Annotated in this window: 11 protein-coding genes; 4 read left to right on the forward strand and 7 right to left on the reverse strand. The window is 65.0% G+C overall.

All coding sequences use genetic code 11. From position 1 onward, the window contains the following. The gene (locus C6W88_RS19065; RefSeq protein WP_108133609.1) at window positions 1-1,293 is read left to right on the forward strand and encodes a nucleotide sugar dehydrogenase; all 1,293 of its coding nucleotides are present in this window, start codon (window positions 1-3) and stop codon (window positions 1,291-1,293) included. 154 nt (window positions 1,294-1,447) lie between these two features. On the opposite strand, the gene C6W88_RS19070 is transcribed toward C6W88_RS19065, so the two are convergent. Beyond that, window positions 1,448-2,014: a Fe-Mn family superoxide dismutase gene (locus C6W88_RS19070; RefSeq protein WP_108133610.1), complete on the reverse strand. Its 567-nt coding sequence runs from the start codon at window positions 2,012-2,014 to the stop codon at window positions 1,448-1,450. A 234-nt stretch (window positions 2,015-2,248) separates the two neighbouring features. Between C6W88_RS19070 and C6W88_RS19075 the strand changes: the two genes are divergently transcribed. The 3 genes from C6W88_RS19075 to tamB are packed head-to-tail and all read left to right on the forward strand — an operon-like array spanning window position 2,249 to window position 9,154. Next, a complete protein-coding gene (locus tag C6W88_RS19075) occupies window positions 2,249-3,118 on the forward strand; it encodes a hypothetical protein (RefSeq protein ID WP_146164684.1) in 870 nt (289 codons plus the stop codon). Between the two features lie 32 nt (window positions 3,119-3,150). After that, complete coding sequence (gene tamA, locus C6W88_RS19080) at window positions 3,151-5,031, forward strand: autotransporter assembly complex protein TamA (protein WP_108133612.1); 1,881 nt, start codon at window positions 3,151-3,153, stop codon at window positions 5,029-5,031. Between the two features lie 34 nt (window positions 5,032-5,065). Continuing rightward, window positions 5,066-9,154 (forward strand): autotransporter assembly complex protein TamB, encoded by a 4,089-nt coding sequence (gene tamB / locus C6W88_RS19085; protein WP_108133613.1) that lies wholly within the window; start codon window positions 5,066-5,068, stop codon window positions 9,152-9,154. 127 nt (window positions 9,155-9,281) lie between these two features. On the opposite strand, the gene C6W88_RS19090 is transcribed toward tamB, so the two are convergent. The 6 genes from C6W88_RS19090 to C6W88_RS19115 form a co-directional block, all read right to left on the reverse strand. Next, window positions 9,282-10,328 (reverse strand): hydrolase, encoded by a 1,047-nt coding sequence (locus tag C6W88_RS19090; RefSeq protein WP_231498706.1) that lies wholly within the window; start codon window positions 10,326-10,328, stop codon window positions 9,282-9,284. A 30-nt stretch (window positions 10,329-10,358) separates the two neighbouring features. Then, window positions 10,359-11,288, reverse strand: a complete 930-nt coding sequence (locus C6W88_RS19095) for a LysR family transcriptional regulator (RefSeq protein ID WP_108133614.1) — start codon at window positions 11,286-11,288, stop codon at window positions 10,359-10,361. 108 nt (window positions 11,289-11,396) lie between these two features. After that, window positions 11,397-12,425, reverse strand: coding sequence for an ABC transporter ATP-binding protein (locus tag C6W88_RS19100; RefSeq protein ID WP_108133639.1), 1,029 nt, complete (start codon window positions 12,423-12,425; stop codon window positions 11,397-11,399). Window positions 12,426-12,490: 65 nt separating this feature from the next. Further along, window positions 12,491-13,513, reverse strand: a complete 1,023-nt coding sequence (locus C6W88_RS19105) for an ABC transporter ATP-binding protein (RefSeq protein ID WP_108133615.1) — start codon at window positions 13,511-13,513, stop codon at window positions 12,491-12,493. Between the two features lie 10 nt (window positions 13,514-13,523). Continuing rightward, complete coding sequence (locus tag C6W88_RS19110; RefSeq protein WP_045992061.1) at window positions 13,524-14,465, reverse strand: ABC transporter permease; 942 nt, start codon at window positions 14,463-14,465, stop codon at window positions 13,524-13,526. Then, on the reverse strand, window positions 14,462-15,508 hold the full coding sequence (locus tag C6W88_RS19115) for an ABC transporter permease (protein WP_108133616.1): 1,047 nt from the start codon (window positions 15,506-15,508) through the stop codon (window positions 14,462-14,464). The genes C6W88_RS19110 and C6W88_RS19115 overlap by 4 nt, the downstream gene beginning before the upstream one ends. Window positions 15,509-15,594: the final 86 nt, after the last annotated feature.

A 15,594-nucleotide genomic window follows, 5' to 3' on the forward strand; every position in this document is an offset into this window, starting at 1 on the left:
ATGAAGGTCGTGATACATGGAAGTGAGCTTTCGGCAGCCACCGCTGCCGCCGCGCTCTCCTGGGTTGGACATGATGTCTGCTGGCAACCGCTGGATCGCCGCTGGAGCGAGCTCAAGGATAGTGACTGGCTGATCCGTGAGCCTTCGGTACTGCAACGCCTGACGGAGGCCATGGAGGCCGGGCACCTGACCCTGGAGCGGAACAGCGAGGTCGACGGCCCTGATATCGACGTGCTGTGGCTGGCCTTGTCACCGACCCAGCGCGACGATGCCAGCCGTCTGGTGGAGGAGAACGCCTCGCGTCTTGCCGACGGTGCCATTATCGTCAACAACGCGACCTTTCCTGTGGGCGACACCGAGCGGCTCGAGTCTGTGCTCGAGGGCCAGAATGTGACCTCGGTGGCGCTGCCTGACACCCTCGAGGAAGGGCGGGCCTGGGAGACCTTTACCCGCGCCCGCAGCTGGCTGCTGGGCTGTGACGATGACCACGCCGAGCGCCAGGTGCGAGAATTGATGCGTGCCTTCAATCGGCGTCACGAGGTGTTCAAGCGGATGCCTCGACGTGCCGCGGAGCTGACCAAGCTGGCCATCAACGGCATGCTGGCGACCCGTATCAGCTACATGAACGAGATGGCCGGGCTAGCCGACACCCTGGGCGTGGACGTGGAGTACGTGCGTCAGGGCATGGGGGCAGATCAGCGCATCGGCTATGAATACCTGTACCCCGGTTGTGGTTTCGGTGGCCCCAATTTCAGCCGGGATCTGGTGGGCCTGGTGGATGTCCAGTCGGCCAGCGGCCGCCACTCCGAGTTGCTCGACCAGGTGCTCGAGATCAACGAGCACAAGAAGGAGACGCTGTTCCGCAAGCTGTGGGCTCACTATCAGGGGCGTCTGGAAGGGCGCACCGTGGCCATCTGGGGGGCTGCCTTCAAGCCCGGCACTGCGCGCATCGATCATGCGCCCGTGCTGACGCTGCTGCGCGCCCTGTGGGCCCAGGGTGTACACGTCAGATTGCATGACCCCGCTGCGCTCCCTGCCGTACGTGCGGTGGTCGGTGACCACCCGCTGTTGAGCCTGCATCAGGACGACCCGCTCGACGCCTGCCATGGCGCCGATGCGCTGATGCTGGTCACCGAGTGGAAGGCCTACTGGAATCCCGATTGGATGGCGCTCAAGCGACAGCTGAAGGGCGCCCTGGTCCTCGATGGTCGCAATATCTATGACCCCCAGTATGTCGCCGCCCAGGGCTTTCACTATCGCGGCATCGGCCGACGCGCCGATCCGTCAACCTGATATATCGATCAGGACCTGACAGCCGAACCATCGGCCCGGCACCGGGTCTGTCCCGTAAAGAGCGCAGTATTTACTGCGCTCTTTGCTTTGGTGTCTTGTTCTGTCTTGGCCAGACCAGGCCTGGCCCGAACTGAGCTGCTCGAGGTGTCATCGGTCAATGACAGTCGCCGAGATTCTGGGCGACAAAGTCCCAGTGAATCAGCGGCCAGAGTTGCTCAACCGGAGACTTTCCACAGCCAAGATCCATGACCAGCAGCGGCCTGCCCGATGCGTCATCAAGCCGCTGGCCACGCGCACTGATCGTCAGGCTCATGCCACGGTTGGAGTGCAGCAGCCACAGCCAGCCTGGCCGCCGGTTCCCTTGCTCCTGTTCGTTTTCGACCCGCCCGTGCATCGCCTCTCTCAATCCTGTAAAGGAACCGAACGTCTGTGTCAGTTCCTCGTTCAGTCGACCCTCCGGTGCTGTCGGGCGCGGTAACAGGCAGTGCCAGAACAGGGTAAGGTTCCAGGCTTCGACCGCATGTTCGAGCACCTCACCATGGGCCTTTGACATTACGTCCTCGAGGGACCTCGTAGCCGTGCCTGAGCCGCTCGCCCAATGATTGAGCGCTGTCAGATGACGTTGATGGTCCCCCTGGTAGCGATCCTCGACCCAGGCCTTCGAGAGGTAGGGTTCCAGTTGGTGGCTATCGAAGGGCAGCGCAGGCAATTCAAGGATCATGGGGACTCCGGGGTCGTGAACGTCATGGTGAAGCGAGGTATGGCAGGTGCCCCACAGCAAGGCGTTGATAGGGATAGCGCTAACGCGTTATCCGTCTGCCGTGCGTAAATATGGTAAAAAACCTTACACTATCAGCCAACTTTGGCCGCCAAGGCCCGTGGCACGTGATCGGCCCTGAGCCAGCGATGTCATCCGGTGCCACAGTGCCACACGCTGAACCGCAAGGAGAGTTTCATGGGGCATCCACCGGAAGTCGGCCGTCCGGGCGCTATCGTACCCGATCCAGGAGAGAGTGTATCCGCCGCTCGCTATCGCCGGCCCCCGGCGCCTAGACTTTGGCCGTTATGGCTACTGGTGCTGTTGATTATCTGTGCAGTGGGGGCCGCTGGCTGGCTGGCCTGGCAGGAACGTCAGCGGCTCGAGGGTGAGCTGACCCGCTTGAGGGGGGAGTTGTCCAACATTCATGCGCGGTTCGATGCCGAGCAGGGAGAAGGGGACCTGGTGGCGGACATCCAGCGTCGAGTGGCCGAACTCGAACAGCGGGACGATGCCCTGGCCCAGCGACTCGAGTCGACCGCCGAGGATATAAGAAACACTGTTTCCGAACAGGCACAGACAACGCTGGACCAACACAGCAACAACGCCGACACTCTGCAGGACGTCGAAGAGCGTATCGCCTCCATCGCCGATACGCTGGCGGCGACACGCACATCGCTGGGTGCCGTTGAACGAGCCGGCGACAATGCCCGAGGTGCCCTGGAGGCTCGCATGGACCGCTTCGATGATGCCCGCGAGTCCTTTGCCGGCCGGTTGGGGTCGCTGACCACCAGGGTCGATGAGGTGGTAACGCGCCTGGATACCCGGCTGGGGCAGCTGTTGCCGCGGTTCGACACCCTGGAGCAGCGGCTTGCCTCCCTGGACGAGGACGTTGAAGGCCTGCGCCAATCGCGCCAAGATGGTGCGGAGGAACGTCGCGCAATGGAAGCCAGGCTCGAGCAGCGCCTGGATGCGCTGGATGACAGCGCCCGGTCGCTTGGCGCCGATCTTCGCGAACTGCGTCAGTCCCAGCTCGCGTTCAGCGCCCAACTGGAGGCGCTGCGTTGATCCAGCACCCACGTCAGGAAAGCCAGTCTATTATGGAAAATCGCGTTCCCGCTCGTTCGGGTCTGGGTCCGTTCGTCCGTCGATCAGGGGCCGCCCTTTGCCTGGTCTCGGTGTCGGTGCCGGCCCTGGGCATGGATGCCGAGATCGTCGGTATCGAAGGGGATATGGCCAACAATGTCGAGGTCTACCTGCAGGGGCTCGACGGCAGCCAGTATCGTGTGGAGCGGCTGCGCAACGAGGTGGTTCGACTGACCCAGGAGGCGATGCGGGTCTACGGCTACTATGAACCGCAGATCGAGATGCGTTTCGACCGCGATGACGAGCCCCAGGAGGTCTTCCTCACCATCGACAAGGGGGAGCCGGTCAAGCTGGAAGTGATCGATTTCACCCTGGAGGGCGACGCCCGCGATGACGCCCCCTTTCAGTTGGCGATCGACGCCTATCCGCAAGAGGAAGGCGACATCCTCAAACACGCCCCCTACGAGAGTCTCAAGGGTAGGCTGCAGGGCCTGACCGTGGAGCGAGGCTACTTCGATTGGCAGTTCACCGATGAGCGCATGGAAATTCGCCCCTGGGCCAACAGCGCCCGGCTGTACTTGGGCATGGACAGCGGGCCGCGCTATCGCTTCGGCAGGGTCAATTTCAAGGGCCATCACATCGTCGAGGAACGCCTGCGCAATCTGGTGCCCTTCGACTACGGCGATCCTTACCTGGCAAGCGACGTCGCCGAACTCAACAACCAGTTGAGCGAGACCGAATGGTTCGGCTCGCTGACGGTACGCCCCCGCCTGGAACGCCAGAAGGGCTCCCTGGCGCTGCCCGAGAACGACAATTGGTGGTACTCGGTGGACGTCGCGGAGATCCCGACGCCGTACCAGGGGCCGCGGATCAGCCGCGACGCTCTGGCGGTGGCGCTTGGACTGTATCCACCGGAATTCCCGACCATGCCGATCGATGTCAGCGTGACGCCGGCGGATCGTCACCAGTTCGAGGCGGGTATCGGCTTCGCCACCGATGTGGGGCCGCGCCTGCAGTTCTCCTGGGAGCAGCCCTGGGTCAACCGCTACGGCCATAGCTGGACCAATCAGCTATATCTGTCGGCACCGGATCAGCAGTTCAGCGGCACCTACAAGATCCCGCTGGAGGATCCGCTCAACGATAGCTACCGACTGCAGTACGGGCTGCGCCAGCAGGACATCGAGGACACCGAAAGCTTCGAGAGTACTGTCGATTTTGGTCGGCACTGGGTGTTCGAGAATGACTGGGAGCAGACGATCTATCTGCGCGCCACCTACGAGGACTTCACCCAGGGTGACCAGTCCGACCAGGTACTGCTGCTTTATCCCGGGGTAAGCTGGTCGCGCACCCGTACCCGCAACCCTCAGTTTCCCACCTGGGGCGATCGCCAGAATCTCGAACTGCAGTACTCCAGCGACGCGTGGGGCTCTGACGCCGAGTTTTTCCGCATGACCGGCGATACCGCCTGGATCCGCAAGTTGGGTGACGACAACCGCTTTATTGGCCGACTAGGTGTCGGCGCGATCAATACCGACGATTTCGAGAAGATCCCTCCTTCGCTTCGCTTCTTTACCGGTGGTGACTCCAGCGTGCGTGGCTACAGCTACGAGTCGCTGTCGCCGGAAGACGAGAACGGCGACCTGGAAGGCGGTCAGCACGAGTTCACCGCCAGCGTCGAGGCCCAGCGCCGGATCACCGGCAAGTGGTGGGGCGCGGCCTTCTTCGATGTCGGTGACGCCTTCTCCGAGTGGTGGCCTGGCGACCTGAACAAGGGCGCGGGTCTGGGCGTGCGCTGGATTTCTCCGGTCGGCCCGATCCGCTTCGATGTCGCCCATCCCTTCGATGACGAAGACGACAATTTCCGGCTGCACTTCGCCATCGGGCCCGAGTTTTGAACCCGATGCCGCTGGCCCCTGACACGAGGCTTCAATGAGAAAAGGACGCGCCCTGTGGGCCCTGACACGTCTGCTGATCTGGCTGCCGTTGACCCTGGTTGGCCTGGTGCTGCTGATTGGCGGCCTGGTGCTGAGTCCCTGGGGCACCCGAATGGCGCTGGATCAGGGCCAGCGCATGGGCTTTCTCGAGTACGAGGCGGTCGAAGGCGCGCTGCTCGACACCTTTGCGCTGGATGGCTTTCGCATGGAGATGGGCAGCCTGCGGCTGTCAGTGGACGCGTTGTCGCTGTCCTGGGCAGAGGACTGCGTTCTTGATGGCCGGCTGTGTCTTGATTACCTGAGGGTGTCGGGTACTGACGTCCGCCTGGGCGAGAGCGAAGCCGCGGAGGAGCCTCCCGTCGAACCCGAGCCGACCAGTGCCGAGCCGGGGCCCCTGGCGCTGCCGTTTCCCGTCGAGATCCGTGAACTGGCGGTCGAGGACGTCGCCGTGCAACTGGCCGACGGCACTCGACTGGCCTGGGACAGCTTCACCACCGCGGCGGTGGCCGAGGGCGATACCCTTAGCGTTCGACCTACGCGCCTGGCGGGTCTTCATCTGACCCTGCCGTTGACGCCCGGCGCCATGCTGGCCCTGAGCGACGCCGAACACGAAGGGCCCATCGTCAGCGCCGAGGCCATCGACGCCGCCATCGCGGTGCGCTCGCCGTTGCCGAGCGAGGCCGCCGCCGAGATGGAAGGGGCCGCAGCCAAGGCCGATGACATCCCGCTGGGTGAGCGTGAGCGTCTGGTGCTGCCCGAGGTCACCTTGCCACTGGCCATTGAAGTACCCGAGCTGGTGGTCGAGGACACCACCGTCGACGGTGCCTTCGACTACCACGTCGAGCGTCTGGACCTGAGTCTCGATGCCCGCGGCCAGACCGTTACCATCGAGCCCCTGGCGGTGGCCTCCGCCGATGCCGACGCCGAGCTCCAGGCCCGCGCCACGTTGAGCGGCGACTACCCGCTGGAGCTCAATTTTGCCGCCGATCTGTACCTGCCGGAAATCTTCCCGGCGCTGTCCGGCGAGCGGGTCGAGCTGAGTGCAGCCGGCAGTCTGGCCGACCTGGAAATCGACCTGAAGACCTCGGGCCCGGTGGACACCCACCTGGTCGCCCGACTCGACGCCCTCGACCCCACGTTGCCCTTCAGCGCCACCTTCCAGAGCCCCAGACTGCAATGGCCGCTGCCTGGCATGGACAGCCCCCTGCCTGAAGGCATCGAAGAGACTGGCGAGGTGAGCGACGCCGAGACAAGCGCACCAGACAATGCTGAAGCTGGCAATGCCACCGCTGCCACGGCCGAGGTGGAGCCGTGGATCGCCCGCGATCTGGATCTCGCCATCGAGGGTTCCCTGACCGGCTATACGCTGCAACTGGCCCTGGCCGCCGAGGGACCGGATGTACCGCCAACCACCCTGGCCCTTCAGGGCCAGGGGGATCTTTCACAGTTTGCCTGGGCGCCTCTTGAGGTCGCACCGGAGGGTGCCGGCGCGCTCAGCACCGAGGGACGTGTCGACTGGTCTGACGGCGTCTCGGTGGAGGCGGCAGCGACCCTCACGGACCTTAATCCGGAACCCTTCGTCGAAGGGCTCGCGGGGGATATCGACGGCACCCTGCAGGTGGCTTTCACCCAGACCGATGAGGGTTGGCGGGTGGAGGTGCCGGCGCTGGAGATCGAGGGTACCCTCGATGGCCGACCGCTGTCGCTGGAGGCCCAGCTCGCCGGCAACAGCAATATGCAATGGGACATCGACAGCCTCGATTTCCGCCAGGGCGACAATCGCATCCAGGCCGTCGGCCAGGTCAGCGAGTCCAACCTCGACGTCGACGCCGAGATATCACTGCCGGACATGGCGAGCCTGTATCCGGGGCTTGCCGGCCAGCTATCCGGAGACATCACGGCCAGCGGCAGCCTCCAGGCGCCCCAGCTTGACCTTGCCTTGAATGGCAGCGGGGTAGCGTTCGAGGAAAATCGTGTCGGCGAGCTGTCGCTGTCCGGCCGTGTGGCCGGAATCGACGACCCCGAGCTCGATATTGGTCTTGAGGCAAGACAGGTCGAAGCCGGCGGTCAGCGATTCTCCGATATCGCCCTGGCTCTCGATGGGCGGCTGTCGGATCACCGCCTGGAGCTCACCGTGGAAGGCAGCGAGGAGGGGCCACTCAACCGTCTGGTGCTGGCCCTTGACGGGGCCATGAACGAGGCCCGCGACCGCTATCAGGGCACCTTGTCGCCGCTGGAGGTCACGCTGCCCCAGGGCGATATCGCCCTCGATGATCCGCTGAGCTTCGAGGCTGACCTGGCCGCGGGGTCGGTCCAGGCCGAGCCCTTCTGCCTGGCACGTCGCCAGGGCGGCGCCGTGTGCATCAGTGAGCCGCTGAGCGCCTCGGCGGACGCCGGCTCGCTGACCCTCGAGATCAATGAGCTGCCCATGGACCTGGTCAACGAGGCCTTGCCTCAGGGCTGGGCCATCGACGGCGACACCGGCGCTCGTGTCGTCGCTGGCTGGTCGGCCGGCGGCAGTCGCTGGCAGGCCGACGTCCAGGTCGACAGCGAGGTCAGCGTGACCGGCGAGGACGCCTATGGCCAGCCTTGGTCGGTGCCAGCCACCAGCATGTCGCTCAGTGCAGACGCCAGCGAGGCCCGCATCGACATGGACCTGGCGCTGTCACTGGCCCAGAGCGGCGATATCGACCTGGCCCTGGCCATCGACGATCCCATGGGACGCGGCGGCCTGGACGGTACCCTGACCATCACCGACGTGCGCCTGGCACCCTATCAGCCGTTGGCGGCCGGCCTCGATAAACTCGAGGGCAGTCTTGGCGGCACCATCCGTATCGCCGGCAGCCGCGAGGCCCCCGACCTCAGTGGCGACATCAGTCTGACCGGGCTCAGGGTCCACGGTGGTGATATTCCCCTGGCGGTCACCGACGGACGGCTGGATATCGCGCTGTCCGGCGACAGCGCGCGGATTTCCGGCCATGTGGACGCCGAGGAAGGGCGCCTGAATATCAGCGGTGACGCCGCCTGGCCTGACGGTAGCTGGGAGGCCAACATGGCGCTGTCCGCGGTGCAGGATCCACTGCTCGCCGCCATGCCGGCCTTCGGCAAGCTGAAGCTGGCCCCGGACCTGACCATCACCGCCAACCCCTCGCGACTGCGGGTACGTGGCGAGGTGCGGATCCCCTGGGCCAGGCTCAAGGTCGGTGACGTTCCGGCGTCCGCGGTCACCCCGAGCGGTGACGAGATCATCATCACCCGCGAGATGGACGAGGAGGCCAAGGAGGCCGAACGGCGTGCCCAGGAAGACCCGGTAGGAGAATCCACCGCCGAGGCCATGGCCGAGGCGGGCATGGCCATCGACATCCGCGTACGGCTGCTGCTGGGACCCGACATGCGCCTGAGCGCCTACGGTCTGCAGACCGAGCTCGAAGGGGATCTGGAGGTGCGCCAGAACAACGGGCCGCTGCAGTTGTTCGGCGACGTCAGCCTGGTCGATGGCCGCTTCCGTGCCTACGGCCAGGATCTGCAGATTCGCCAGGGCAAGCTGATCTTCGCCGGCCCGCCGAGTCTGCCGACGCTGGACTTCGAGGCCATCCGTAACCCGGCCAGCACCGAAGACGGAGTGATCGCCGGTCTCAAGGTCACCGGTACCGCCAGCCAGCCCGATCTGGAGATCTTCTCCGAGCCGTCGATGGACGAGTCTCGGGCGCTGTCCTACGTGCTGCGCGGCCGGGCGCCGGATGACAGCGGCGACTCCAGCGGCGCCCTGACCTCGGCGCTGATCGGCCTGACCCTGGGCAAGACCGGGGGGGCGGTAGGCGCCATGGGTGAGGCCTTCGGCATCCAGGATCTGTCACTGGATACCTCCGGCAGTGGCGAGAGCAGTCAGGTGGTGGTCAGCGGCCGTCTCACCGACCGTCTGGAGGTGGGCTACGGCGTCGGCATCTTCTCGCCCATCGCCGAGCTGACCCTGACCTACCAGCTATGGAGGAGCCTCTACCTGGAAGCGGTCTCCGGCGCCGCCCAGGCGGTGGACCTGATCTACACCTGGAGCCTGCCGGGAGATCCTCCGGAACTGCAGTGACCAAGCGCGCAGCACTCCACGCAACACACGGCGTAAAGCACAAGAGCCCCGGCCATGGCCGGGGCTCTTGTGTGATGATGCGTGACATTGTTTGATCTGAGTTGCCCTTGCATGAGCAGGAGCCATGTCATTGCTTGTCCAGCGACAATTCCTGCAGGTAGCGCGCCAGCCGTCGGCCAAGCCAGGGGCGAGGGCGGCGAGGGCCTGGCTCCATGAATCCGACATGGCCGCCGCGTTCGGCGACTTCCAGGGTCACCAGCGGCGAGCGAGCCGGGAAACGCTCGATTAGGTCGGCCGGCATGAAAGGATCGTCACGGGCATGCAGCATCAGGGTGGGAACGGCCACCCGATCGAGCACCGGGCCGCTGGAGGCACGGGCATAGTAGTCATCGGCGTCCCGGAAGCCGTGCATCGGCGCCGTGATGACGTCGTCGTAGTCGCGCAGGCGCTTCAGCCGGCGCACCTGCTCGACGCTGACCTTGAGGGAAAGCTCGCCGCGTTCGAGCCGAGGTATCACCTTGCGCTTGAGCGAGGCCAGCAGGTGGCGTTCGTAGACCCGCGAAAAACCCTCGCCCAGGCGCTGGGCGCAGGCCGCCAGATCCAGCGGCGCGCTGATCACCACCGCGGCGTCGAGCCCCAACGAGTTAGCGTCCTCTTCGGCGACCAGCCGAAGCAGCATATTGCCCCCCAGCGACACGCCACCGGCGACCTTGGGTGCCTCGGGATAGCGATCGCCCAGTACCTCAAGCAATACCTTGGCGTCGCCGGTATCGCCGCTGTGGTAAGCGCGCGGCAAGCGGTTGGGGCGTGAGCCACAGCCACGGAAGTGCATCAGCAACGCCCGATAGCCCTGGTCTCTGGCGGCCGCCAGCAGATCGTGCGCGTAGGGCGAGGTGATTCCCCCCTCGAGGCCATGGAACAGCACGAACAGCGGGGCGCTCTGGTCATCGGGTTCCGGCAGCACCCAGCTAAGCTCCACCTCGTCACCGTCGGGCAGGTCGAGAAATTCCTGTCGCCAGTCCACCTCCGCGGGACGAAGTACCCTCGGCAGCAGGGTCTGGACATGCGGATTGGACAGCCAGCGGGCGGCACGAAAGCCGCCCGGTGTCGCTGCATCCGCGCGAAGGCCCGAGGTGGCAGGGGACAAGCTTGAACGGGCGTCAGGCTGGGGCAAGGCTAGGTCTCCGCTGGGTGGTCGGGGGCATCATGGTTGAGCCTCGGTCTCGAGGGCGTGAGCACACAGCTCCTGCCAGGCGGCGTCGACCGCCGCGCGACGGGTCGAGAGGTGGCGATACAGGCGAATATCGAAGGACACCGTCCAGCGTGGCGGTCCTGCCGCCACCAGCGCGCCGGAGGCCAGCGCCTCGCCCAGGCTGCGCTCGGGCAACCAGCCCAGCCCATAGCCCAGCGCGACGAGTTCTCGGATATTGCCGCTCTGTACGCTCTCGTTGAGCACCGTCAGGGTAGGGGCGTCGCCGAGTCGGTCCAGGTGGGAGCGGATGGCGGCATCGATCATGCCCCGGGGATGATAGGCGATCAATGGCAGGGCGCGCCCCTTGCCGCCTTCCAGCGCAAAGCGAGGCTGGCCGCTGGCATCCGGCAGGCACACCGGCATAAAGCGCTCGCGGCCGATGACGCAATAATCGGTGTCCTCGTTGGCCAGCTCCAGCGGATTGCCGCTGGTCGGCCAGTAGCACAGGGCAAGATCGATCTCGCCGGAGGCAAGTCCCTGGAAATAGTCGCCCACCAGCCAGGCGGTGGCACGCAGGTAGGGCTGCAGCGGCGGTGGCGACTGCCAGCCGCTGAGCCACTGGGGCAGGAACTGCGCCAGCAGGCTCTGGGGTGCCCCCAGGCGTAGCTGTCCGGCCTGTTCCTCAGCCATCTGCGCCAGTCGCTGGCGGGTCAGGTCGACCCGCCGGGTGACGTCGTGACACATGGCGAGGAAGGCCTCGCCGGCCGGCGTCAGCGACAGCGGCAGGGTCTGACGGTTGATCAGGGTGGTGCCCATCTCCTCTTCGAGCAGCTTGATGCGCCGAGAGAAGGTGGGCTGGGTCACGTTCTGTTCTTCGGCGGCACGGGAAAAATGACGCGTGCGGGCCAAGGCGAGAAAGTCTTCCAGCCAACGTATTTCCATGGAAGTATCACCTGTCCTGCGAAACGTCGATTGTGCCAGATAACCCGACGCCGGGCGTACCCGGCGTCGGCGTGTTGCAGGTGACGGCGATGGAGGTCAAGGCAGCGGTCAAGACAGACGACCTTCCTCGACACCATGACAGGCGACCTGGCCGCCCTCATCGGTGGCGATCAGACGGGGAATCTCCCGGCGGCAGCGGTCGTTGGCGTGGGGGCAGCGCCCGTGGAACACACAGCCCGACGGCAGGTTGACCGGAGTCGGTACCTCGCCCTGCAGACGCAGATGCTGGGGACGATCGTCTTCCAGCCGGGGAATCGCCGACATCAAGGCCTGGGTGTAGGGGTGGCGTGGACGGGCGAACAGCGTCGCCGTGGGCGCCACCTCGCACACGCGGCCCAGATACATCACCGCCACCCGGGTACCGAAATGCTCCACCACCGCCAGGTCGTGGGTGATGAACAGGTAGGTGAGATGGTGCTCGCGCTGGGCTTCCATCAACAGGTTCAGCACCTGGGCCTGGATCGACACGTCCAGTGCCGAAATCGGCTCGTCGGCGACGATGAATTCCGGATCCACCGCCAGCGCTCGGGCGATGGCGATACGCTGTCGCTGGCCACCGGAGAACTCGTGGCCGTAGCGCGAGCCCCAGTCCGGGGCGATGCCCACCGAGCTCATCACCTCGTGGACCTTGTCGACGACCTGCTGTGGCTTCCAGTCGGGGTGGTGAAGGCGGATCGGCTCTTCCAGCGTCTGCTGGATGGTCATGCGCGGATTGAGCGAGGCGTAGGGGTTCTGGAAGATCATCTGCATGCGCTGACGGAAAGGCAGCAATGCTTTCGAATCGAGATGATCGATACGCTCGCCGTCGTAATGGATCTCGCCGGCGCTGGGCCGCAGCAGGCCCATTACGGTACGCGCTACCGTCGACTTGCCGCAGCCGGATTCGCCCACCACGCACAGCGACTCCCCGCGGCGGATGTCCAGGTCGACCCCATTGATCGCGTGCACGTGCTGTTGCTCGCGCACGATACGACCACGCCGAAACTTGAGCTGCTCGAGGAAATCCCCGGACAGCGAAAAGCGCTTTTCCAGCCCGCGGATCTCGAGCAGGCTGTCGCCTCCAGCGGCAGGGGGCATGTCGGCGGGGCCGTCCTGCTGAATCGGCTCGGTCGGCGGTTTGACGGCTGCCTGAGTGGTCTGGCTCATGAGTTGTCCTCCCTGGCCACGATGCGCTCGGCATCCTGCATCTCGGCGACCATATGGCAGGCCACCTCACAGTTGCCGGAGCGCACGAAGGCCGGTACCTCGGTCTTGCAGGGTGTCCGTTCGCTGCCGTCGTGGCGCTGGGTAAAGTCGCAGCGCGGATGAAACGGACAGCCGCTGGGGAGCTGACTCAACGACGGCATGCTGCCACGTATCTGGTTGAGCCGCTCGCCCGGGGTCGCCATCTGGGGCAGGGCGTTGATCAGTCCCTGGGTGTAGGGATGCTGCGGATCATTGATGATCTCTCGGGTCGGGCCCTGTTCGATCACCCGTCCGGCGTACATCACCAGCATGCGCTGGGTCACCTGGCTGACCACGCCGAGATCGTGGGTGATCAGGATCAGGCCGACGTTGTGCTTCTCGCACAGCTCCAGCAACAACGCCATGATCTCCGCCTGAATGGTCACATCCAGGGCGGTGGTGGGCTCGTCGGCGATGATGATATCCGGGTCGAGCAGCAGCGCGATGGCGATGATGATGCGCTGACGCATGCCGCCGGACAGCTCATGGGGATACTGGTCCAGGCGCTTTTCCGGCGACGGGATCTGCACCTGCTCAAGCTTGCGCAGCGAGATCGCGCGGGCTTCCTTGCTGGAGATACGGCGGTGGGCCTTGAGGCATTCCACCATCTGCTCACCGATGGACAGCACCGGATTGAGCGTCATCATCGGATCCTGGAAGATCATCGAGATGCGGTGGCCGCGCACCTTGCGCAGGGCGCGCTCGCCGAGCCCGGTCAGTTCCTGGCCATCGAAGGTGATGCTGCCACCGGCGATATAGCCCGGCTTGGCTATCAGGTTCAGCAGGCTGAAGGCGGCGACCGACTTGCCGGCGCCGGATTCGCCCACGATGCCCAGACGCTCGCCACGATCCAGGCTGAACGACACATCGCGCAGTGCCTTCACGTCGCCCTGTCGCAGGGCGAAGCGCACGTCGAGGTGATTGACGTCGAGTAGTGCCATGATGTCTACCTCAGCCCTTGTACAGTCGTGGATTGAGCACGTCGCGCAGCCAGTCGCCGAGCAGGTTGATCACCAGCACCAGCACCACCAGCACCAGGCCCGGGATCAGGGTGATCCACCAGGAACCGGACTGGATGTAGTCGAAGCCGGACTTGATCAACGAGCCCAGCGACGGCTGGGTCTCGGGCATGCCGAGGCCGAGAAACGACAACGCCGCCTCGGAAATGATGGCATTGGCCACCTGCACGGTGGAGATGACGAAGATCGGCGACAGGGTGTTGGGCAGGATGTGACGGAACATGATCCGCCGGCTGCGCAGGCCCATCACCCGGGCGGCGTCGACGTACTCCTTGGAGCGCTCTGCCAGCACCGAGGCACGCACGGTACGGGCGTACTGGGGCCATTCGGCCAGGCCGATGATCAGCACCAGCAGCCACATGGCATAGTCGGAGTAGGTGGCGCCGCCGAAGATCGCCTTGAACAGGGCGCCCACCACGATGGCCACCATCAACGTCGAGAACGACAGCTGGATATCCGCCAGGCGCATCAGAAAGGCGTCGACGCGCCCTCCCAGATAGCCCGCCAGTAGACCGAAGCACACCCCCAGGGTAGCCTGCAGCGCCACGGCGCCGAAGCCGATGACCAGCGACACCCGCATGCCGTAGAGGATGGTCGAGAGCAGGTCGCGCCCCTGGGAATCGGTACCCATCAGGTACTGGGGGTCGGCGCCGTCGATCCAGAACGGCGGCAGCTCGGATGCAAGGATGTCGATCTGGGCCAGGTCGTAGGGGTCGGCCGGCGCAAGCCAAGGCGCCAGCAGCGCGGCCAGGACCATCACCACGAAGATCAGAAGACTGGTCTGGGCGATCAGATCGCGTTTGAAACTGTACAAGAGGTAGGAGTCGCGAAACCGCTCCCACCGGCTGCTTGTCGCAGTGCTCTGGGTGCTCATGCGGGCTTACCTGTCAGCTTGACGGTGGGATTGACCAGGCCATAGATCAGGTCGACCAGGGTGTTGGTGATCACGAAGATCAGGCCGACGATCATCAGGTAGGTCACGATCAGGGGGATGTCCGAGCGCTCGATGGCGTCGAGGAACATCAGGCCCATGCCCGGCCACTGGAACACCGTCTCGGTGAGGATGGTGTAGGCCACCAGGGTGCCGATCTGCACGCCGCCGACGGTGATGACCGGCAACATGGTGTTCTTCAGCGCGTGCAGGAAGTAGATGCGACGCATCGAGATGCCCTTGGCCCGGGCGAACTTGACGTACTCCGACTGCATCACCTCGAGCATCTCGGCGCGGATCAGGCGAATGAACAGCGGCAGCATGATCGAGGCCAGCGAGATGGCCGGCAGCACCAGGTAGGTCAGCCCTTCCAGCGAGGCGAAGTTGGTGGTCCAGGTGCCGAACACGTGGACCGGGTCGCCGCGACCGTAGGCCGGCATGCCGCCCTCGGTGGACAGCAGGCCGTTGAGCCAGGCGCCCCAGCCGGTATCGGCGGGGAAGGGCGTGAAGCTCACGCCGATGGCGAACAGCTGGATCAACACGATAGCGGTGAGAAACACCGGGATGGAGATGCCGATGATCGACACCCCCATGAAGAAACGGGACAGCCAGGCGCGGGGCTTGATCGCGCTGTAGACGCCGATCGGCACCGACAGGAAGATGATCAGGAGGGTCGAGGCGAATACCAGCTCGAGGGTCGCCGGCAGGTGTCGCAGGACCACTTCGGTAGTCGGCTCGTTGTAGATGTACGAATAGCCGAAGTCGAACTGGGCGGCGTTGACGGCGAAACGGAAGTACTGCACCAGGAAGGGATCGTTGAGCCCCAGTTCCTCGCGCAGCACCTCGCGCTCGCTCTCGGGCACCGACTGACCCACCATCTGCTGGATGGGATCACCCAGGTTGTCCTGGATGGCGAAGGCGATCACGCTGATGACAAACATCACCAGCAGCGCATGAAAGAGGCGCTTGATCAGAAATGCGATCATGGGGATTGTCCAGGGTACAGGCGCTCGACTCCGCGACCATGTCACGGAGCCGAGGCAGCTGCTGAATGGGAGCTTGCAGGCACCGC

The sequence above is a fragment of the Halomonas litopenaei genome (assembly GCF_003045775.1).
Classification (GTDB): Bacteria; Pseudomonadota; Gammaproteobacteria; order Pseudomonadales; family Halomonadaceae; genus Halomonas; species Halomonas litopenaei.